The 19,888-nt window shown below is 71.7% G+C and carries 18 protein-coding genes; 11 read left to right on the forward strand and 7 right to left on the reverse strand.

Annotated elements, in window-relative coordinates:
• Window positions 1-131 precede the first annotated feature (131 nt).
• The 7 genes from ACZ6S0_RS43810 (at window position 132) to ACZ6S0_RS43840 (ending at window position 6,714) form a co-directional block, all read left to right on the forward strand.
• On the forward strand, window positions 132-761 hold the full coding sequence (locus ACZ6S0_RS43810; RefSeq protein ID WP_465925317.1) for a helix-turn-helix domain-containing protein: 630 nt from the start codon (window positions 132-134) through the stop codon (window positions 759-761).
• Window positions 762-841: 80 nt separating this feature from the next.
• Entirely contained in the window at window positions 842-2,011 is a 1,170-nt protein-coding gene (locus ACZ6S0_RS43815) for a homogentisate 1,2-dioxygenase domain-containing protein (RefSeq protein ID WP_465925319.1), read from the forward strand.
• Window positions 2,008-2,778, forward strand: coding sequence for a hypothetical protein (locus ACZ6S0_RS43820; protein ID WP_465925321.1), 771 nt, complete (start codon window positions 2,008-2,010; stop codon window positions 2,776-2,778). The genes ACZ6S0_RS43815 and ACZ6S0_RS43820 overlap by 4 nt, the downstream gene beginning before the upstream one ends.
• Entirely contained in the window at window positions 2,775-3,878 is a 1,104-nt protein-coding gene (fahA, locus tag ACZ6S0_RS43825) for a fumarylacetoacetase (RefSeq protein WP_465925323.1), read from the forward strand. Before ACZ6S0_RS43820 ends, fahA begins: the two co-directional genes overlap by 4 nt.
• Before the next feature lie 73 nt (window positions 3,879-3,951).
• A complete protein-coding gene (locus tag ACZ6S0_RS43830; protein ID WP_465925326.1) occupies window positions 3,952-5,133 on the forward strand; it encodes a L,D-transpeptidase in 1,182 nt (393 codons plus the stop codon).
• A gap of 69 nt (window positions 5,134-5,202) precedes the next feature.
• The gene (locus tag ACZ6S0_RS43835) at window positions 5,203-5,634 is read left to right on the forward strand and encodes an NfeD family protein (protein ID WP_465925328.1); all 432 of its coding nucleotides are present in this window, start codon (window positions 5,203-5,205) and stop codon (window positions 5,632-5,634) included.
• A 3-nt stretch (window positions 5,635-5,637) separates the two neighbouring features.
• Window positions 5,638-6,714, forward strand: a complete 1,077-nt coding sequence (locus ACZ6S0_RS43840) for an SPFH domain-containing protein (protein ID WP_465925330.1) — start codon at window positions 5,638-5,640, stop codon at window positions 6,712-6,714.
• Window positions 6,715-6,903: 189 nt separating this feature from the next.
• Here the strand turns inward: ACZ6S0_RS43840 and ACZ6S0_RS43845 are convergent, their stop codons facing one another.
• Both ACZ6S0_RS43845 and ACZ6S0_RS43850 read right to left on the reverse strand, forming a co-directional pair.
• Window positions 6,904-7,425 (reverse strand): hypothetical protein, encoded by a 522-nt coding sequence (locus ACZ6S0_RS43845; protein ID WP_465925331.1) that lies wholly within the window; start codon window positions 7,423-7,425, stop codon window positions 6,904-6,906.
• Window positions 7,426-7,740: 315 nt separating this feature from the next.
• Window positions 7,741-8,937 carry a Gfo/Idh/MocA family protein gene (locus ACZ6S0_RS43850; RefSeq protein ID WP_344877712.1) on the reverse strand — a complete coding sequence of 399 codons (1,197 nt, stop codon included), beginning with the start codon at window positions 8,935-8,937 and terminating at the stop codon, window positions 7,741-7,743.
• 260 nt (window positions 8,938-9,197) lie between these two features.
• Here ACZ6S0_RS43850 and tdh point away from each other — a divergent pair, with 260 nt between their 5' ends.
• Genes tdh through ACZ6S0_RS43870 form a run of 4 tightly spaced genes read left to right on the forward strand, consistent with a single transcriptional unit; the run spans window position 9,198 to window position 13,551 of the window.
• Window positions 9,198-10,226 carry an L-threonine 3-dehydrogenase gene (tdh, locus tag ACZ6S0_RS43855; RefSeq protein ID WP_465925333.1) on the forward strand — a complete coding sequence of 343 codons (1,029 nt, stop codon included), beginning with the start codon at window positions 9,198-9,200 and terminating at the stop codon, window positions 10,224-10,226.
• Window positions 10,226-11,395, forward strand: a complete 1,170-nt coding sequence (locus ACZ6S0_RS43860) for a glycine C-acetyltransferase (protein WP_465925335.1) — start codon at window positions 10,226-10,228, stop codon at window positions 11,393-11,395. Before tdh ends, ACZ6S0_RS43860 begins: the two co-directional genes overlap by 1 nt.
• Before the next feature lie 50 nt (window positions 11,396-11,445).
• Complete coding sequence (locus ACZ6S0_RS43865; protein ID WP_465925337.1) at window positions 11,446-12,360, forward strand: LysR family transcriptional regulator; 915 nt, start codon at window positions 11,446-11,448, stop codon at window positions 12,358-12,360.
• Window positions 12,361-12,369: 9 nt separating this feature from the next.
• Window positions 12,370-13,551, forward strand: a complete 1,182-nt coding sequence (locus ACZ6S0_RS43870) for an MFS transporter (RefSeq protein WP_465925339.1) — start codon at window positions 12,370-12,372, stop codon at window positions 13,549-13,551.
• Here ACZ6S0_RS43870 and ACZ6S0_RS43875 read toward each other — a convergent pair.
• The 5 genes from ACZ6S0_RS43875 to ACZ6S0_RS43895 all read right to left on the reverse strand — a co-directional run bounded on the left by ACZ6S0_RS43875 (window position 13,520) and on the right by ACZ6S0_RS43895 (window position 19,875).
• The gene (locus tag ACZ6S0_RS43875; protein WP_465925341.1) at window positions 13,520-15,163 is read right to left on the reverse strand and encodes a GTPase; all 1,644 of its coding nucleotides are present in this window, start codon (window positions 15,161-15,163) and stop codon (window positions 13,520-13,522) included. The genes ACZ6S0_RS43870 and ACZ6S0_RS43875 overlap by 32 nt on opposite strands.
• On the reverse strand, window positions 15,160-16,929 hold the full coding sequence (locus ACZ6S0_RS43880) for a GTPase family protein (protein WP_465925343.1): 1,770 nt from the start codon (window positions 16,927-16,929) through the stop codon (window positions 15,160-15,162). Before ACZ6S0_RS43880 ends, ACZ6S0_RS43875 begins: the two co-directional genes overlap by 4 nt.
• A gap of 75 nt (window positions 16,930-17,004) precedes the next feature.
• The gene (locus ACZ6S0_RS43885; protein ID WP_465925404.1) at window positions 17,005-17,661 is read right to left on the reverse strand and encodes a response regulator transcription factor; all 657 of its coding nucleotides are present in this window, start codon (window positions 17,659-17,661) and stop codon (window positions 17,005-17,007) included.
• A 109-nt stretch (window positions 17,662-17,770) separates the two neighbouring features.
• The gene (locus tag ACZ6S0_RS43890) at window positions 17,771-19,153 is read right to left on the reverse strand and encodes a HAMP domain-containing sensor histidine kinase (protein WP_465925345.1); all 1,383 of its coding nucleotides are present in this window, start codon (window positions 19,151-19,153) and stop codon (window positions 17,771-17,773) included.
• A 29-nt stretch (window positions 19,154-19,182) separates the two neighbouring features.
• A complete protein-coding gene (locus tag ACZ6S0_RS43895; protein ID WP_344877698.1) occupies window positions 19,183-19,875 on the reverse strand; it encodes a response regulator transcription factor in 693 nt (230 codons plus the stop codon).
• Window positions 19,876-19,888: the final 13 nt, after the last annotated feature.

Raw genomic sequence — 19,888 nt, forward strand, 5'->3', positions numbered from 1 at the left:
CCCCCCGGCTCCGCGATGGCGGATACGTACCCCCTCAACCGCGCAGAGTCACTAGATCGGCCCACCTCGACCACGCGGGGTCGCCGGATCGGCCCGCCTCAGCCGCGCGGGGTCGCTGGATAATCGGTCGTATGGCCGCCGAATCCGCCCAGACCCTGGAGCGCGGGCTCCGCCTGCTCCGGCTGCTCGCCGACGGCAAGGGCGGGCGCACGCCGACCGAGTTGAGCACCGAGCTGTCGCTGAGCAGGCCCGTGGTGTACCGGCTGGTGACGACACTGCTCGGCGAGGGGTTCGTCCGCCGGGACGCCGAGGGGCGGGTGCACCTCGGCTTCGGGGTGCTGGCGCTGGCCCAGGCCGTGCAGCCGCTGCTGCGGGCGGCGGCGGTGCCGACGCTGCGGCGGCTGGCCGAGCAGGTGGGCGCGACCGCGCACCTGACCGTGGCGGAGGGTGACGACGGGCTGGCCGTGGCGGTGGTGGAGCCGTCGTGGACCAACATGCACGTGGCCTACCGCGAGGGCTCGCGGCATCCGCTGGCCAAGGGCGCGGCGGGCCGGGCGATCCTGGCGCTGCGCGAGGGGCGGCACGACTACTTCGCCACGGAGGGGCAGTTGCAGGAAGGGGCGCGTGGCGTCGCCGCGCCGGTGACCGGCCTGCCGTGGCTGGAGGCGTCGGTCGGGGTGGTGACGTTCGGGCCTCTGGAGGAGTCCACGGGACAGCGCGTGGTGGCCGCGGCCGCCGAGCTGGCCGCCGCGCTGGGTTGACATCTCCGGGCCAATGGCGGACGTTAGTTACCGTATAAAGGACACTTCCGTCCGATAAACGGACAGCCATGGAGGGGCGGATGCCGTACTACCGGGTCGTGGGAGAGGTGCCACGCAAGCGGCACGTGCAGTTCAGGCGGCCGGACGGCGGCCTCTACGCGGAGGAGCTGATGGGCGAGGAGGGCTTCTCGTCCGACTCCTCCCTGCTCTATCACCGCCATCTCCCGACCGCGATCGTCAAGGCGGAGGCGGTCACACCGGTGCTGGACAGCCGGCTGGAGCCCAACCTGCCGCTCTCGCCGCGCCATTTCCGCACCCAGGAGCTGTCCAGCGCGGGCGACCTGGTCTCCGGCCGGATGACGCTGGCGGGCAACGGCGACGTCCGGCTGTCGTACGCCACCAGCGACCGGCCGAGCGAGCTGTACCGCAACTCCATGGGCGACGAGTGCGTCTACGTGCAGCGGGGGCGGGTGCGCTTCGAGTCCACGTACGGCGTCATCGAGGCCGGCGAGGGCGACTACGTCGTCGTCCCGACCGGTACCATCCACCGGTGGGTGCCCGAGGGCCCGGTCAACGTGCTGGCCATCGAGGCGGCCGGGCACATCAGGCCGCCCAAGCGCTACCTGTCGCAGTACGGCCAGTTCCTGGAGCACGCCCCCTACAGCGAGCGCGACCTGCGCGCCCCTGCCGAGCCGCTGCTGGCGGAGGGCGAGGAGGTGCCCGTGCTGGTGCGTACGCGGGGCGGGCTGACCCGGCTCGTCTACCGCAACCACCCGTTCGACGTCGTGGGCTGGGACGGCTACCTCTACCCGTTCGCGTTCAACATCCGTGACTTCGAGCCCATCGTGAAGCGGACGCACGCGCCGCCCCCGGTGCACCAGACGTTCGAGGGGCCGGGGTTCGTGGTGTGCTCGTTCTGCCCCCGGCCGCTCGACTTCCACCCTGAGGCCGTGCCGATCCCCTACAACCACCACAACGTCGACTCCGACGAGTTCATGTTCTACGTGGGCGGCGACTACTCGGCCCGCCAGGGCTCCGGCATCGACGTCGGCTCGATCTCGCTGCACCCGGCCGGTTTCACGCACGGGCCGCAGCCAGGGGCGGTGGAGGCGGTGATCGAGGCCGTCTCGCGCGGCGTCGGCACGACCAGCGAGCTGGCCGTCATGGTCGACACCTTCCGCCCGCTCGACCTCGGCCAGGGCGCGCTGTCCTGCGAGGACCCCGGCTACGCCTGGACCTGGGCGCGATGAGGCTCTACACCGCGCTGGTGGACGACGCGGGCCTGTTCCCACCGACGTCCCTGCACATGGACGAGGCCCTCGCCCGCAACCGGCGCGACCTGGAGCGGGGCAGCCCGGTGCTCACGCACCGCTTCCTGTGCCCGGCCAGCCGACTCGACCGGCTGCGCGCGATGGACTACCGGCCCCGCCGGATCGGGCTGATCATCGACACGAGCGAGCTGCCCGACTTCGCCGACCTGCCCGTGGACTACGTCGAGATCAGGCTGCCGGCCGACACCTCGGTCACCGAGCTGCTCGCGCGGCTGCGGCTGCCCGACGGCGTACGGCTCTTCGCCGAGGTGCTCCCCCGCAAGATGTCGGCCGACGTGCCGCCCGAGGCCGCGCTGAAGGTGCGCTGCGGCGGCACCACGGCCGACGCGTTCCCCGCCGTCGAGCAGCTCGGGCAGTTCATCCGGTCGTGCGTCGAGAACGGCATCGCGTTCAAGGCCACGGCCGGGCTGCACCACGCCGTACGCCACTTCGACCCCTCGCTCGGCGTCGACCGGCACGGCTTCCTCAACCTGCTGCTGGCCGTCTGCGAGGCCGTGGAGGGCCGCGACCCGGTGCCCGTGCTGCGCTCGACCGACGTCGGCAACCTCGTCCGGCTGGCGGGCGCCGTACACGAGGAGACCGCGGAACAGGCCCGGCACCTGCTGGTGAGCTACGGCTCGTGCAGCACCACCAGGCCCCTGGAGGACCTGCGCGCACTCGGGCTGATCGAAGAGGAGGACATGTGACCTGGGGAGTGGACAACCTGCCGTACGGGGTCTTCTCCGGGCCCGGCGAGCGGCCCAGGGTCGGCGTCCGGTATGAGGACAAGGTGCTCGACCTGGCCCCCGCCCTGCACGACGAGGTCTTCGCGGCCCCCTCGCTCAACCCGTTCATGGCCAGGGGCCGGGCCGCCTGGCACGACACCAGGACACTCATCAGGAACAAGCTGACCGGCGACCTCTCCGTCACCGAGCGGCACCTGATCCCGCTCGACCAGGTGCGGCTGCACCTGCCGTTCGAGGTGGCCGACTACGTCGACTTCTACTGCTCGATCGACCACGCGAGCAACATCGGCAAGATCCTCCGCCCCGGCTCGGAGCCGCTGCAGCCGAACTGGCGGCACCTGCCCGTCGGATACCACGGCAGGTCGGGCACGGTCGTGGTGTCCGGCACGCCGATCAGGCGGCCTCAGGGGCAGCTCGGGCAGGGGCTGTTCGGGCCGTGCCAGAAGCTCGACATCGAGGCCGAGCTGGGCTTCGTGGTGGGCGTGCCGACCGAGCTGGGCTCGCCCGCCGGGGCGTTCGAGGACCACGTGTTCGGAGTGACGCTGGTCAACGACTGGAGCGCGCGCGACATCCAGGCGTGGGAGTACGTGCCGCTGGGGCCGTTCCTGGGCAAGTCGTTCGCCACGTCGGTCTCCCCCTGGGTCACGCCGCTGGAGGCGCTGCCCCGCGTCCCGGGCCGGGCCCAGGACCCGCAGCCGCCCGCCTACCTGCGCAGGCAGGGTGACTGGGGGCTGGACATCGCGATGGAGGTCCTGCTCAACGGGGAGACGGTCTCGCGGCCGCCGTACTCGGGCATGTACTGGACGCCCGACCAGATGCTCGCGCACATGACCGTGAACGGGGCCTCGCTGCGTACCGGTGACCTGTTCGCCAGCGGCACCGTCTCCGGCCCCGAGCGGGACGAACGCGGCTCGCTCATGGAGCTGACCTGGAACGGCACCGACCCGATCAAGCTGCCCGGCGGCGAGACCCGCGCGTTCCTGCAGGACGGCGACACGGTCACCATCCGCGCCACCGCCGGCGGCCTGACATTGGGCGAGGTGTCCGGAACCATCGGATAGGTGACTCAACGTGCTTAGGCGCTGACACACCGCTACCCTGGGATCTCCCCTTCCCACGGAAAGCAGGAGTCGCATGCGTCGTGCCGCGATGTTCTGTGTCGCCTTTCTCCTGGTCTGCGGCGTGGTCTGCGGCTGTGGTCCCGTCACGGCCGCGGCCCCGTCGACGCCGCCGGTCGTACGGGTCTGGCCGCCGTTCGACACCAAGCGCGCCCGGCCCGACCGCGGCCTAGTCGTCACGGCCCAGGGCGGCACGCTCACCCAGGTGCTGGTCTACCAGGGCGGGGAGCCGGTGTCGGGCCGGCTCGACGACTCGCGTACGACGTGGCGCACGGACTGGACGCTCAAACCCGCGGCCGAATACACGGTCACCGCCACCGCCATCCGCGAGGGCGCGCCCACCACGGTCGCCATGGGCCGCATCCGCACCCGCGCGGCCGTCAGGACGTTCCAGGTGGCCGGCACCGCGCCGCTGCCCGGCGAGACGGTGGGCGCCGGGATGCCGATCATCATCGACTTCGACGCCCCCATCGACGACAAGGCGGACGTCGAGCAGGCGCTGGAGGTCAGGTCCCAGGCGCCGGTCGAGGGCGCCTGGCGCTGGCTCAGCGACACGCAGGTGGCCTACCGCCCCCGCCGCCTCTGGACGGCCCGGCAGAAGGTGACGGTCACCGCGCACCTGGCGGGCGTACGCGCGGGCAGCGGCCTCTACGGCGCCGCCGACTCCACCTTCGTCTTCACCGTGGGCCGCAGGCAGACCAGCACCATCGACACCCGTACCCACCAGATGCTCGTCCACCGCGACGGGCAACTCGTGCAGCGCATGGCCATCAGCGCCGGCCTGGCCACCACCCCCGAATACACCACGACCAGCGGCATCCACCTGACGATGGACAAGGGCAACCCCGTCCGGATGGTCTCCCCCGGCCGGGAGAAGGGCGAGCCCGGCTATTACGACATGATGATCGACCACGCCGTACGCATTTCCAACAGCGGCGAATACGTGCACGCCAAGGACAACGTGTGGGCGCAGGGCCGGGCCAACGTCAGCCACGGCTGCATCAACGCCCGGCCCGACCAGGCCGCCTGGTTCTACGAGTCGTCGCTGCGCGGCGACCCCATCGCGATCGTCGGCACCGATCGCCGGCTCGAATGGGACAACGGATGGGGTTTCTGGCAACTCTCGTGGGAGAAGTGGCGGCAGGGAAGCGCGTTGTACGAAACCGGCCACTCCGGTTACGGGGTGCCGGAGCGTTGATATCGGGATTACCGTAGATAGGGGAACCACTCGCGAACCCAGGCCCGTTGTCCCATCAGGAGGGCCGACATGGATGAATGGATCATCTGGGTAATCCTCGCAGTCGTCCTCGGTGTGGCGGAAATCTTCACCCTCACAGCCTCACTTGGTCTCCTGGGGGTGGCGGCGCTGCTCACCGCCGCGACCGCGGCCATCGGACTGCCCGTTCCCCTGCAGTTGTTGTTCTTCGCCGTGTCCTCCGCGGCGGGCCTGCTCGTGCTCAGGCCGATCGCGATGCGGCACATCAGGCAACCGCCGCTGCAGCGGTTCGGCGTGGAGGCGCTCGTCGGAAAGCCCGCCTACGTCGTCGCCGAGGTGACGGGCCGCGACGGTCGTGTGCGCATCGGGGGCGAGGAATGGTCGGCGCGCGCCTATGACGAGACCCTGGTGATCCCCGAAGGGGCGACCGTCGACATCATCGAGATCGAAGGGGCGACAGCCCTCGTCTATCCCCGGGAGTAACCCATGGATCCGCTGCTGCTGGTCGGACTGTTCGTCATACTCTTCGCGGTGATGACCCTGCTCAAGGCCGTGCGGATCATCCCGCAGGCGCGTGCGCGCAACGTCGAGCGCCTCGGCCGTTACCACCGCACGCTCAAGCCCGGCCTGAACTTCGTCATCCCCTACATCGACCGGGTCTACCCCATGATCGACCTTCGCGAGCAGGTCGTGTCCTTCCGCCCGCAGCCGGTCATCACCGAGGACAACCTGGTCGTCGAGATCGACACGGTCCTCTACTTCCAGGTCACCGACCCGCGGGCGGCGGCGTACGAGATCGCCAACTACATCACCGGCGTCGAGCAGCTCACGGTCACCACGTTGCGCAACGTCGTCGGATCCATGGACCTGGAGAAGACCCTGACCTCCCGCGACACCATCAACAGCCAGTTGCGCGGGGTCCTCGACGAGGCCACGGGCAAGTGGGGGCTGCGGGTCAACCGCGTCGAGATCAAGGCCATCGACCCGCCCAAGACCATCAAGGACGCGATGGAGAAGCAGATGCGGGCCGAGCGCGACAAGCGGGCCGCCATCCTGAACGCCGAGGGCCAGCGGCAGTCGCAGATCCTGACGGCCGAGGGTGACAAGCAGAGCCGCATCCTGCGCGCGGAGGGCCAGCGCACGGCCGCCATCCTGGAGGCCGAGGGCCAGTCGCGGGCCATCGACCAGGTCTTCCAGGCCGTCCACCGCAACGACCCCGACCCGAAGCTGCTGGCGTACCAGTACCTGCAGGTGCTGCCGCAGCTCGCGCAGGGCGACGGCAACACGTTCTGGGTGATCCCCAGCGAGGTCACCTCGGCGCTGCAGGGCGTCTCGAAGGCGTTCACCGAGGCCCTGCCCCGCTCGGCGGCGACCAGGGACGAGGTGCCGGAGACGTCGGCCACGGACGAGGAGGTCGCCAAGGCTTCGGAGGCGGCGGCCGAGGCGGTGGCGGACGCCCAGGAGGCCGAGAGCCCGAGCGGCCCCCGGCAGCTCACCCAGGGGGTCGAGGAGCCGTCCCCGTTCCCCGACCTGGACCGCAAGCCCGAGGAGGCCGGACCGTGACCGGACTCCTGAATGCCTGACCCGGGCTCACGGGCTCACGGGCTCGCGAGTTCACGAACGAGGCGCCTGCCGCGTGACGGCAGGCGCCTCAGGTTTGTCGAGGGATGAGCCTTTTGATGTGTCGAGGTGAGCTTGCTGGCGTGTCGAGAGGTGAGCCTTCTGGTTTGTCGAGGGGTGAAGCGTGAGGGCTCAGGCGACGTCGATCAGATGCCGGATCCGTTCCTCCTGGTGGGCGGCCCTGGCCCGGCAGGCGAGCTTGACCGCCGCGTCGGCCAGCGCGATGTCGCGGTTGACCGGCGGGATGTCGTCGCCCATCCGCGTACGCAGCCACTCCGAGATCTCGGCCCAGGAGTAGATGCTGATGTTGTCGGCCTCGATGACCGGCTCGGGAAAGCCACCGGGGCCCCGCTGACCGGCGGCGAGCTGCCGCAGACTCGCCTGCGTCCGCCCGCCGTGCCGCCGCGACGCATCCCCGAGCGTCACCCCGTCATCGTGACCGACACCGGTCACCCAGAGCCCTTCGATCATCCTGACCTGGCGGAGGACTGACGCGATGGCGTCCAGGAGGGTCTCGGCTTCGCGGTCGCACATGAAGTACGGATGCGAGCCGCCCACGAGCGCGCAATCATCCATGCCCACTTCGAAGAGCCGGTTGAATTCATCCGGGTCTGGCTCGCGATTGAGCGTGACCCGGAAGTCCCACACTGTCACGACATCTCCTCCTTGTCTTTGCCCCCGCATGCGAAGTGTGTGTTCGCCCACTTGCGAATCTGCTTCGCGTGAATGTCGGGGTTGCGGGGAGTGCTATTGACGCAGAACGGACCTTGTCCGCAGATGCAGATGATCCACCCCCAGCGATGTCCGTTGTGATCCTCCACAACGGAGAAGGCGGCACTGAGCTGACGAAGCGCCCGGAAGGCCGCGTTGATCTCGTTGTGTTGATGTCTTCCTCGACTAACCATGTTCCAATCCTGCAACAGTGTTGCACGGTTAGAACGGTGTTTCCACCCTGGAGGCCCAACTTGTTCAACCGCGCCCGGCCGCGCCGCCAGGTTTTACCTGCCCGTTGTCGAAGTACGCCGCCAGCTCCGCGTCCAGTTCCGGCACGTCGTACGGCCGTCCGCCGTCCCGTAGCGACATCGTGGCCAGGTAACCGGCGGCAACGCTCATCCGGGCCGCCACCGGCGAGGTGTCCGTGACCCCGCCCTCCCTGACGAACCTGAGGAACTCCGTCATGATCTCCACGTCCGCGCCCCCGTGCGTGCCCTGCGCCGCGGGCACCTTGTACGCGATGTCGCAGTCGCCGCGATACCCGGTGGGCCCGGTGTTCCAGACCTTGACCGTGTCCCCCGGCCCGTCGCCGAAGTTCTCCAGGCGGCCCTCGGTGCCGATGACCGTGTAGTTGCGGACGTAGTCGGGCGAGAAGTGGCACTGCTGGTAGGCCGCGATGACCCCGTTGTCCAGGCGCATGTTCATGACCGAGACGTCCTCGACGTCCACGACGTGGTTCAGGTCCTTGCGGGCGGTGGGCGGCCACTCGTACTCCTGGAGCCAGCCGTCAGGACGCGGCGTGCCGGGTGCGCGGCGCGGCAGGTCGCCGTGGAGCAGGAGGTCGCCGAAGGCGCTGACCCTCGTGGTGTAGCCGCCGGCCAGCCAGTGGATCACGTCGAGGTCGTGGCTGGCCTTCTGCAGCAGCAGGCCGGTGGTACGGGTGCGGTCGGCGTGCCAGTCCTTGAAGTAGTAGTCGGTGCCGTAGGACACGAAGTGGCGTACCCAGACGGTCTTCGGCTCGCCGATGACGCCCTTGCCGATGATGTCGCGCATCAGCCGTACGACGCCCATGTGGCGCATGTTGTGGCCGACGTACAGACGGGTGCCGCTCTCGCGGGCGGCGCGCAGGATGTTGTCGCAGCCCTCCACGGTGATGGCCATCGGCTTCTCCAGGTAGACGGCCTTGCCGGCCCGGAGGCACTCGACGGCGATCCGCTCGTGGGTGTCGTCGGGCGTGTTCACCACGATCGCGTCGAGGTCGTCGCGATCGAGCAGTGCGCGGTGGTCCTCGGTCAGGATCTCCGCCTCGAACTTCCCCGCCTGCCTCTTGAGCACGGCCGGATCGGAGTCGCACAGGGCCGCCACGACGGCCCCCTCGCCCGGCCGGTGCGCGGCCAGGGCGATGCTGGTGCGCAGGCCGAGGCCGATGACTCCGATGCGTAGGTCTTCCACTGGTGTCCTTTCCGAGGTCACTTCGAGCCGGGCGCCTCTTCGAGCCGAGGCCCATCCCATCACGTGCCCGCCGAACCGGACACGCGGGCTGCCCGACCGGCCCAGACCGATACGCCCTCGTACGGCCCGCCCTCGCACGACACGCCCAGGTGCCGGGGTTGCGTGAAGCGGAGCTGTGGGGGCACTTAAGAACTCCTCGATGGACACGTCCCCGGCGGAACGGGCACAGTGCGTTAGGTTCGTAGAGGGGGAAGTGGAGCATGAAAGCGCTGGTCAAAGAGCGGGCCGAGCCTGGCCTGTGGCTGGTGGACGTGCCGGAGCCCAAGGTGGGCCCGGGCGAGGTGAAGATCCGGGTGCTGCGTACCGGCATTTGCGGCACCGACCTGCATATCCGGAAATTTGATGAGTGGGCGCGGCACACGCTGGAGCTCCCGCTCATCGTCGGGCACGAGTTCTCCGGCCACGTGGTCGAGGTGGCGCCCGGCGTCGAGGACATCTCCGTCGGCGACCTGGTCAGCGGCGAGGGCCACATCGTGTGCGGCAAATGCCGCAACTGCATGGCCGGCCGCCGCCACCTGTGCCGCAACACGATCGGGCTCGGGGTCAACAGGGACGGCGCGTTCGCCGAGTACGTCACCCTGCCCGCCTCCAACGTCTGGGTGCACCGCACCCCCGTGCACCCCGACGTGGCCGCCATCTTCGACCCGTTCGGCAACGCCGTGCACACCGCGCTGTCCTTCCCCCTCGTCGGCGAGGACGTCCTGATCACCGGCGCGGGCCCCATCGGCCTGATGGCGGCGGCCGTGGCCACGCACGTCGGCGCGCGCAACGTGATGATCACCGACGTGAGCGACGAGCGGCTCGAACTGGCCGGCAAGCTCGGCGTCTCCCTCGCCCTGAACGTCTCCCGCTCCTCCATCGCCGACGGCATGCGCCTGCTCCACCTGCGCGAGGGCTTCGACGTGGGGCTGGAGATGTCCGGCAACCCGACGGCCCTGCGCGACATGATCGCCGGCATGACCCACGGCGGGAAGATCGCCATGCTGGGGCTGCCGGCCGAGGAGTTCGCCGTCGACTGGTCCACGGTCGTGACGTCCATGCTCACGATCAAGGGCATCTACGGCCGGGAGATGTACGAGACCTGGTACAACATGTCCGTCCTGCTGGAGAAGGGCCTCGACCTCTCCCCCGTGATCACCGACCGATTCCCGTACCGAGACTTCGACGCCGCCTTCGACACGGCCGCCAGCGGCCGGACCGGCAAGGTCATCCTGGATTGGAGCGCCTGATGTTCACGAACGTACGCCCGCAACTGCGTACGACGCTCGACGAGATCACCGAGGCCGGGCTGCTCAAGCCCGAACGCGTGATCTCCACCCCGCAGAGCGCCCAGGTGAGCGTGGCCGGTCGCGAGGTGCTGAACTTCTGCGCCAACAACTACCTGGGCCTGGCCGACGACCCCACCGTGGTCGAGGCCGCCAAGCAGGCGCTCGACCGGTGGGGGTTCGGCATGGCCTCCGTACGGTTCATCTGCGGCACCCAGGAGGTGCACAAGGAGCTGGAGTCCCGCCTGTCGGACTTCCTCGGGCAGGAGGACACCGTTCTCTACAGCTCCTGCTTCGACGCGAACGGCGGCGTCTTCGAGACCCTGCTCGACGCGCAGGACGCGGTGATCTCCGACGCGCTCAACCACGCCAGCATCATCGACGGCATCCGCCTGTCCAAGGCCCAGCGCCTGCGGTACGCCAACCGCGACATGTCCGAGCTGGAGGCGCGGCTGAAGGAGGCGTCCGAGGCTCGGCGGCGGCTGATCGTGACCGACGGCGTGTTCTCCATGGACGGATACCTCGCGCCGCTGCGGGAGATCTGCGACCTGGCCGAGCAGTACGACGCCATGGTCATGGTCGACGACTCCCACGCGGTCGGCTTCGTCGGACCGACCGGCCGCGGCACCCCGGAGCTGCACGGCGTACGCGACCGGGTCGACATCATCACCGGCACGCTGGGCAAGGCCCTGGGCGGGGCGAGCGGCGGCTACGTGGCGGCCCGCAGGGAGATCTGCGAGCTGCTGCGCCAGCGCTCGCGCCCGTACCTGTTCTCCAACTCCCTCGCCCCGGTCATCGCGGCGGCGTCGCTGCGCATCCTCGACCTGCTGGAGACCTCTGACGACGCCCGCGAGCGGCTGCGCGCCAACACGGCCCGCTTCCGGGGTGAGATGGCCGAGGCCGGGTTCGACATCCTGCCCGGCGACCACCCGATCGTGCCCGTGATGATCGGCGACGCCTCCGAGGCCGCCGCTCTGGCCGAGCGCCTGCTCGACCTGGGCATCTACGTGATCGGCTTCTCCTACCCGGTCGTGCCGCACGGCCAGGCCCGCATCCGCGTGCAGCTCTCCGCCGCGCACTCGGCCGCGGACGTGGACCGCGCGGTGCGGGCGTTCGTCCAAGCGAGGGGCTGAGCGACCACTCCGCGCGTTCGTCGTGGCGCGAAGCTGAGTATCCTCGCTGCGTGATAGACACGCGGCGGCTGCGCACGTTGCGCGCGGTGGCCGACCACGGCACGGTCACCGCCGCGGCGGCGGCGCTGCACCTCACGCCCTCCGCCGTGTCCCAGCAGCTCGTGGCGCTGGAGCACGAGGTGGGTCACCGCCTGTTCACGCGGGACGGCCGCGGGGTGCGGCTGACCGCGGTCGGCAAGATCATGCTCCAGCACGCCAACGAGGTGCTCGCCCAGCTCGAACGGGCCGAGGCCGAGGTGGCCGCGTACACGACGGGTGAGGCGGGCGAGGTCACCGTGGCCTGCTTCGCCACGGCGATCAGCGCCGTGCTCTCCCCCGCCATCGCCGCCCTGCGCGCCGCCTCCCCCGGCATCCGCGTACGCGTCCACGACGCCGAGGGTGACCAGGGCCTGGCCATGCTGCTCGACGGGCAGGCCGACCTGACCATCGCGGTCGAGTACCGGGGCGCCCCCGACGCGGCCGACCCGCGCCTGTCCCGCCGACCCCTGTACGCCGAGCCGTTCGACCTGGTGCTCCCCCGCGACCATCCACTGGCGGACGCGGCCACGCTGGTGTCGCTGGCCTCCGAGACCTGGATCGGCCCCCATCCGGGCAACCCGGTGCACGACGTGATCACGTTCGCGTGCCAGCAGGCGGGGTTCACGCCTGACCTGGTGCACTGCTCCGACGACTTCCGCGCCGTGGTGGCCCTGGTCGGGGCGGGGGCCGGGGTGGCGCTGGTGCCGCGGTTGGCGCTGCGCGACATGGCGCTGCCGGGGGTGGTGGTGCGGCACACGCCGGGTCCCGAGCGCCGGGTCTTCGCCGCCGTACGCCGTGGCTCCGACGCCCACCCCCTCCTGCGCCCGCTGCTGTCCGCGCTCGGCACGGTGGCCGGCTCGCTCGGGGTCACCGATCTTGGTGGGTAATGTGCCCATATGGGATTAGGCGTACCGTATCGGCGGCTTTTCGGCCTGCCCGGAGTCGCGGCGCAGGCCGTGCTCGGGTTCCTGGCGCAGCTCACGCAGCAGGTCGCGCCCGTCGGCATCGTACTCGTGGTCGAGCGCGCGAGCGGCTCGCTGATCCTGGCGGGGGTGGCGGCGGCGGCGTTCTCCGCGGGGGCGGGCATGGGCCGGCCCGTGCAGGGGCGGCTCATGGACCGGCGTGGGCCCCGTCCGGTGCTCGCGGTCACGGCCCTGGCACACGTGGCGGCGCTCCTGGCGCTGATCTGGTGCGCCAGGCCCGGCCTGCCGTGGTGGCCCATGGTGGCGCTGGCCTGGGTGGCGGGCGCCGGGCTGCCGCCGATCTCCGTCAGCATGCGGGTCGAGTGGGGCCGCGTGATGGCCGCCGAAGGCCGTACGGCCGCCTACAGCCTGGTCTACCTGGTGCAGGAGCTGGCCATGATGATCGGGCCGCTGCTGTTCGGGGTGCTGATCGCGGTGGCCACGTCGTCACTGGCGCTGGGCGTGGTCGCGGCGGCGGCCGGGGTCGGCACGCTGGCGTTCGCGTGGGCGCTGCGGGCGGGCGGCGACGGCTCCGCGGACGGGCGCGGACGGGTGTTCACCGACCGCCGCATGGCGGTGCTGCTGGCCGTGGTGCTGCTGCACGGCGGCACCATGGGAGCCGTGCAGGTGGGCGTGCCCGCGCTGGCCACCGCCCGCGACATTCCCGCCGCGACCGGGCTGCTGGTGGCGGCGGTGTCGCTCGGCGGCATCACAGGGGCCGCCGCGTACGGTGCCCGTACCTGGCGCTGGGCCGTCCCGGTGCGGCTGGTGGGGCTGCTGCTGGCGCTCGGGCTCGCGCTGGCGCCGCTGGTGTTGGTCGGCCCGCTGCCGCTGTTCTGGGCGGTGCTGTTCGCCGCGGGGCTGGCCCTCAATCCGGCGCTGACGACGGCCTCGCTCCTGGTGGACGAGTACGCGCCCGGCGCGCAGGCCGAGGCGTTCGGCTGGGTCTCCACGGCGCTCGGGATGGGCAGCGCGGCAGGGTCGGCGGTGGCCGGGGTGGCCGGGGAGGGGTTCGGCCCGTCGGCGCCGTTCCTGGCGGCGGCGGCCTTCGCGCTGGTGGGCGCGGGGCTGGCGACCGTCCTGGTCAGGCGCGGGCCAGCGCGACCGCTGCCATGAAGCAGGCGTACGCGTCCAGCTCGGCCTCGACGGGCGCCAGCACGAACTCCCTGCCGACCGTCCCGATGGCCCCGCGCAGGGCCTTCGACGCGCGCCGGGCCCGGCGCCGCCCGCCCGCCCAGGCCGCCAGCCTGGACACCAGCGCGATCAGCACGCCCGCCAGCGCACCGCCCACGAGCAGCACCGTCGGCCACGGCACCAGGCCGACGTGTGGGAGCGGCGGCTGCGGCAGACGCAGGTAGTCCAGCGCGAACAGCACGCCCAGCCACCCCGCGCCGCCCACCATGGCCGCGAACACCAGCCACTGCAGGACGTTCACCGCCCGCCACCACCTGGGCCGCCTCGTGGCGCCGGCCGAGGTCGTGGCCACCACGCGGTCCACCGCGTCGATCAGCTCGTGGGCGCGCGACCTGGCCGCCTGCCGCACCGCCGCCGCCCACGGCCCCGGCAGCCCGGACGCGGCGGCCTCGCCCACGTCTCTGATCGCCGTGTCGACCTGCGCCCGCTGCCCGGCCGTCGCCACCGGCACCGAGGTACGCGCGACGATCTCCCGATCGGGACGGCCTTCGGTCGTCGCGCCGCCGAGGCGCAACCGGCGCAGCGGATCGGGACGAAACCTCCTGAGCCACCTGGTCACCGGCCACCCGGTGGCGACCACGGCCCGATGCCGGTGCCCCTTGGCCACCGCCTCCACGACCACCGGCACCCCGGCCGCCGCGCACAGGGCCCGGGTGAGCGCCCGCTCCATCCCCGCCATCTCCTTGGCGCCGCCGCTTTCCGGCGCGCCTCCCGGCGAGCCCTCCGGAGGGCCGGCGGTCGCGAGGTGGTCGGCGGCGGCGGTGATGTCCGCGGCCAGGCGGGCCGACCAGGACCGGCGATCGGCGACCCGGTCCCCGAGGAGCGTGCGCAACTCGTCCAGGCCCTGCCCCGTACGGGCCGAGACGGCGAGGAGCGGCACGCCGGTCAGGCCGTCGCCGGTCAGCAGGTGGCGCAGGTCGTCGAGGCAGCGCGCCACCGCTCCCGCGGGCAGCCGGTCCACCTGGTTGAGCACCACCACCGTCACGTCGCGGTGCCCGGCCAGCGGGCGCAGGTAGCGTTCGTGCAGGGCGGCGTCGGCGTACTTCTGCGGATCGACCACCCAGACCAGCAGGTCGACCTGCTCCACCAGGCGGTCCACCTCCAGCCTGTGGGACAGGCGGATGGAGTCGTGGTCGGGCAGGTCGAGCAGGACGAGCCCGGACAGCCCGGCGACGCCGTCGGCGGAGTGGCGGTGCGGGACGTCCAGCCAGTCGAGCAGCGGGCCCGCGCCCGCGCCGTCCCACAGGGCGGCCTGGGCGGTCGAGGTCGTGGGCCTGGTGACGCCCACGGCCGCCAGTTCCTGCCCGGCCAGGGCGTTGTAGAGGGAGGACTTGCCGCTGCCGGTGGCCCCTGCCAGCGCGACCACGGTGTGGTCGAGTGACAGCTCGCGGCGCGCTCCGGCCCGTTCCGCGACCGTACGCGCGCCGGACACGGCCTGCTCGGACAGCCGCCCCTCGCCCAGTGCGGCCGCCTCGCGCAGGGCGGCGAGCCGGGCGTCGAGCGTGGGCCCCTCCTTGCGGCGCAGCAGCTTCACGGCCTCTCCTCAGGGGCGTCATCACCGGGGGCGGCGTCGCCCGGAGGCGGCAGCTCGGCCGTCACCGCCGCGGGCAGCTCGGCGCGGTGCTCGCCGATGCGCAGCGCCGCCGCGCGCAGGGCGTCCGCCGTGCCGCTCGGCGGCTCCGCCGTCTCCAGTTGGGCCAGGAACCGATCCGACTCCTCCGCCAGCAGGTCACGCACGCGGTCACGGAGGTCTTCCCTGGCCATCGCCGTCAGCGAACGCACCGCCTGGTCGCCGAACACCGCCTCCAGCAGTTTCTGCGACAACACGCTCGTCCCGCCCGCGATCCCCACCTCGATCCCCGTCAGCCCGCCCGTGGAGGCGAACACGCCCAGCATGAGCAACAGCCCGGCCCCGTTCACGCCGAAGGAGGCCACCCGCGCGGCGGTGCGCCGCTCGGCGCCCTCCTCGCGCACCAGGTCGAGCACGAACGCCTGCCACCCCCGCACCGCCGCCTCGACCCGCGCGCCCAGGTCGCCCGAGGCCCGGCCGAGACGGGCGGACTCGATGGGCCCGAGCCGGTCGAGCAGCCCTGGGCCGCCCGGCGCGGCGGACCAGCCCTCCAGTGCGCGCTCGGCGGCCCCGTCGGCGGCGCCCCTGATCAGGGTCCCGACCCCGCTCTCCAGGGCGTCTCTGAGCTGGGCCGCGGGCACCCGTCCTGTGAAGAAGCCGACGAGGCGATCGCGCAGGCGGCCCACGCGGGTCTCCAGCGAGCGCATGATGTCGCCGGTGCCGATGAAGTCCTGCCAGCGGGCCAGCACCTCGCCGCGCAGCAGCGACCCGTCGCGCATGCCCTCGTCGAAGTCGGCCATCCCGCCCGCGTACGCGCCCCACACGATGGACCGCAGCCCCTCGAAGGCGCTCTGCTGGCGCTCGACCGCCACGGCCAGCGAGGGCACGCGGGTGGCCAGGCTGTCGAGCGCCCCGGACAGCGTCTGGCGGACGACCCGCGACCGCTCGGCGGCGTCGGCGGCCAGCCCGGTCAGCCACGCGGAGATGGGCTCGACCACGGCGGCGGGCAGGCGGGCCTGCTCGTCGGGGAGCGCGGTCTCGGGGACGGTGAACAGGCGGATGCCGTGGAGGCCGTTCTCGGTCAGGAGGCGGCCGAGGTCGCGCGAGACGGGCTCGACGGCCTCCGGCGGCACCCGGTCGAGGACGAGGGCCAGCGCGGTGCTGCGTTCGCGGGCCGAGCGCAGGAAGCTCCACGGCACCTCGTCGGCGTAGCGGGCGGCGGTCGTGACGAACAGCCACAGGTCGGCGGCGGCCAGCAACTGCGCGGCCAGCTCCCTGTTGGCGGTCACCACGGAGTCGATGTCGGGCGCGTCGAGCAGCGCGAGCCCGGCTCCGAGCGTGGCGGAGGTCACCACGCGCAGCGCGCCGGGGCCCTCGCCGGTGGCGCGGGACAGGCCGGGCAGCACGTTCTGGCCCATGAACCAGGAGCGGTCGGCCGGGCTGACCACGAGCGTGGGCACCAAGGTGGTGGGCCGCAGCACGCCCGGCTCCGCCACGTCGGCCCCGACCAGCGAGTTGACCAGCGTGGACTTGCCCGCCCCCGTCGATCCGCCGACGACGGCGAGCAGCGGCGCGTCGATGGCGCGCAACCGGGGCAGCAGGTAGTCGTCGAGCTGGCCGGTCAGCTCGCGCAGCGCGCGACGGTCGGCCGCGGCCTCGCCGACGGCCAGCGGGAACAGCTCCCGGTCGAGCGGCCTTCGCAGCGACTCGAGCGCGCCGAGCAGGTCCATGATTCCCACGCTACCCACGGGAGGCGGGGTTCAGCCCTCCGTGACGCCGAGTGACGCCTGCCGCCACGACGCCGCTCAGCCCTGAGGCGGCTCTCTGAGCACGTAGCCGACGCTGCGCAGGGTGTGGATGAGCCGCGGCTCGACGTCGTCCACCTTGCGCCTGAGGTACGACACGTACGACTCGACCACGCCCGCGTCGCCGCCGAAGTCGTAGTTCCAGACGTGATCGAGGATCTGCGCCTTCGACAGCACGCGACCGGCGTTGACCATGAAGTAGTGCAGCAGCTTGAACTCGGTGGGCGAGAGCCGCACCTGCCGCCCGCCGCGCCAGACCTCGCGGGCGTCCTCGTCCAGCTCCAGGTCGGCGACCTTGAGCTTGCTGGCGGGCGCGACCTCCGCCCGCGTACGCCGCAGCACCGCCCGGATCCTGGCCTGCACCTCCTCCAGGCTGAACGGCTTGGTCACGTAGTCGTCCCCCACCCGCAGCCCCGCGATCTTGTCCTCGGTCGCCTCGCGGGCGGTCAGGAACAGCACCGGCGCGTCGATGCGCTTGGCCACCTCGAACCCGTCCAGGTCGGGCAGCATCACGTCGAGCACCACGAGGTCGGGCGAGGCGCGGATGGCCACCTCCACGGCCTCCTCGCCGTCGGCGGCGGTGAGAACCTCGAACCCGGAGAAGCGCAGGCTGGCGGAGAGCAGATCCCTGATGCTGGGCTCGTCGTCGACTACCATGATCAGCGCTTCGGGTTTCGTCACCTCATCAGAGTGACTCAGGCACCTGAGGGTTTCCTGAAGGGCGACTGCAATTCGAGTGGGAGTCCGGCGGGCCCCGCGAGCGGGTTCAGTCGAGGGCGAGCGGGAGCTCGACGCGGAAGGTGGAGCCGTTCGCGACCGAGCTGTTCACGGTGACCGTGCCGCCGTGGGCCAGGACGAGGGCCCGCACGATGGCCAGGCCCAGCCCGCTGCCCCGGTCCTCGGCCGCGCGGCGGCGCGAGCGGGCCGAGTCGGCCCGGTAGAAGCGCTCGAAGACGTGCTCGGCCTGCTCGGGGGGCAGGCCGGGGCCGCTGTCGACGACCTCGACGAAGAGCCGGCCCGTGTGCGCCCCGGCCCGCACGATGATCGGGGAGCCGGGCTCGGTGTGCACGATGGCGTTGGTGACGAGGTTGCTGATGACCTGGCGCAGGCGTACCTCGTCGCCGGAGACGATCAGGGCCGTGCCGCCGACCACGTCCAGCTTGATCAGCCGGTCGGGGGCGAGGATCCGGGCGTCCTGCACGGCGTCGGCGGCCAGCGCCAGCATGTCCACGGGCTGCATCCGCAGTGGGCGCTGCTGGTCCACCCTGGCCAGCAGCAGCAGGTCGTCCACCAGCACGCTCATGCGGCCCGCGGCCTGCTCCACGCGCTGCATCAGCTCGGCGGGGTCGGCCTGCGGGTTCTGCCTGGCGTACTCGGCGAAGCCGCGGATCGAGGTCAGCGGGGTGCGCAGCTCGTGGGAGGCGTCGCCGACGAACTGCCGCATCCGGTCCTCGGAGCGGCGGGCCGCCGCCTCGGAGGCCGACCTGGCGGCGAAGGCGCTCTCGATCTGGGCCAGCATCCCGTTGAGCGACCTGGCCAGGCCGCCCACCTCGGTACGCGGATCGCCGTCCGGCACCCGGCGGCCGAGCTGGCCCCCTGAGATGGCCTCGGCCGTACGCTCGATCTCGCCCAGCGGCCGCATGCTGCGCCTGACGATCGTGACGCCCGCCACGGCCAGGATGAGCAGGATCCCGCCGCCGCCCAGCAGCTCGATGAGCGCCAGGCGCCGGGTGATCGCGTCCACCTCCTCCAGGTCCACCGCGACCACGAGCGTGCGCCACTTCTTGTCGGTCTCCAGCACCCGCCACTCGCCGCCGCCCCGGATGGCGGGCGCGGTGTAGGGGTCGGGTCCGGGCGACGGCGCCAGCACCGGTTTGGGCTTCAGGTCCACGTCACGGTCGGTCAGCATCGGCACGAAGGGCCCGCCCGACTCCCTGACCAGGGCGATCGCGTCCGACTCGATGAGGATGGGCCGTTCCGCGGTCTCCCTGTCGTTCTTCCAGTCGCTCTTGACCTTCTTCTCCATGCGCGCGCTCAGCAGGACGAGCTGGCTGTCCACGCGGTCGAGGAGATAGCCGTGCAGCACCGAGACGCTCACCACGCCGATGAAGGACATGCCGATGCCGAGGAGCGCCAGCATCGACGCCATCAGCTTGACCCTCAGCGGCAGGCCGCGCATTAGGGACCCGGCGGCAGGCGCAGCACGTAACCCACACCGCGCAGGGTGTGGATGAGCCGCGGGCTCCGGTTGTCGATCTTCCGGCGGAGCACGGACACGTACGACTCGACGATGCCCACCTCGCCCCGGAAGTCGTAGTCCCACACGTGGTCGAGGATCTGCGGCTTGGACAGGACCCGGCCCGCGTTCGTCATGAAGTAGCGCAGGAGCTTGAACTCGGTCGGCGACAGCGCCACGGCGTTGCCGCCGCGCCACACCTCGTGGCTCTCCTCGTCCAGCTCGATGTCGGCGAACGTCAGCCTGGGCGGGGCCGCCTGCGACTCCCCGCTCGTACGGCGCAGCACGGCGTGGATCCTGGCGACCACCTCCTCCAGGCTGAACGGCTTGGTCACGTAGTCGTCGCCGCCGATCGTGAGGCCGCGGATCTTGTCCTCGGTCTCGTCACGGGCGGTCAGGAACACCACCGGCGTGTGCAGCCCGCCGCCGCGCAGCCGCTTGACGATCTCGAAACCGTCGAGGTCGGGCAGCATGACGTCGAGCACGACGAGGTCGGGGCGGTGGCGTTGGACCGCGGCGACGGCGTCGAGGCCGCTCTTCGCCGTGGTCACGTCGAAACCCGCGAACCTCAGGCTCGCGGCGAGGAGTTCGAGGATGTTGGGGTCGTCCTCGACTATCAGCAGGTGTGATTCCATCACATCCAAGGAT

The organism is Nonomuraea sp. NPDC051298, assembly GCF_055586305.1.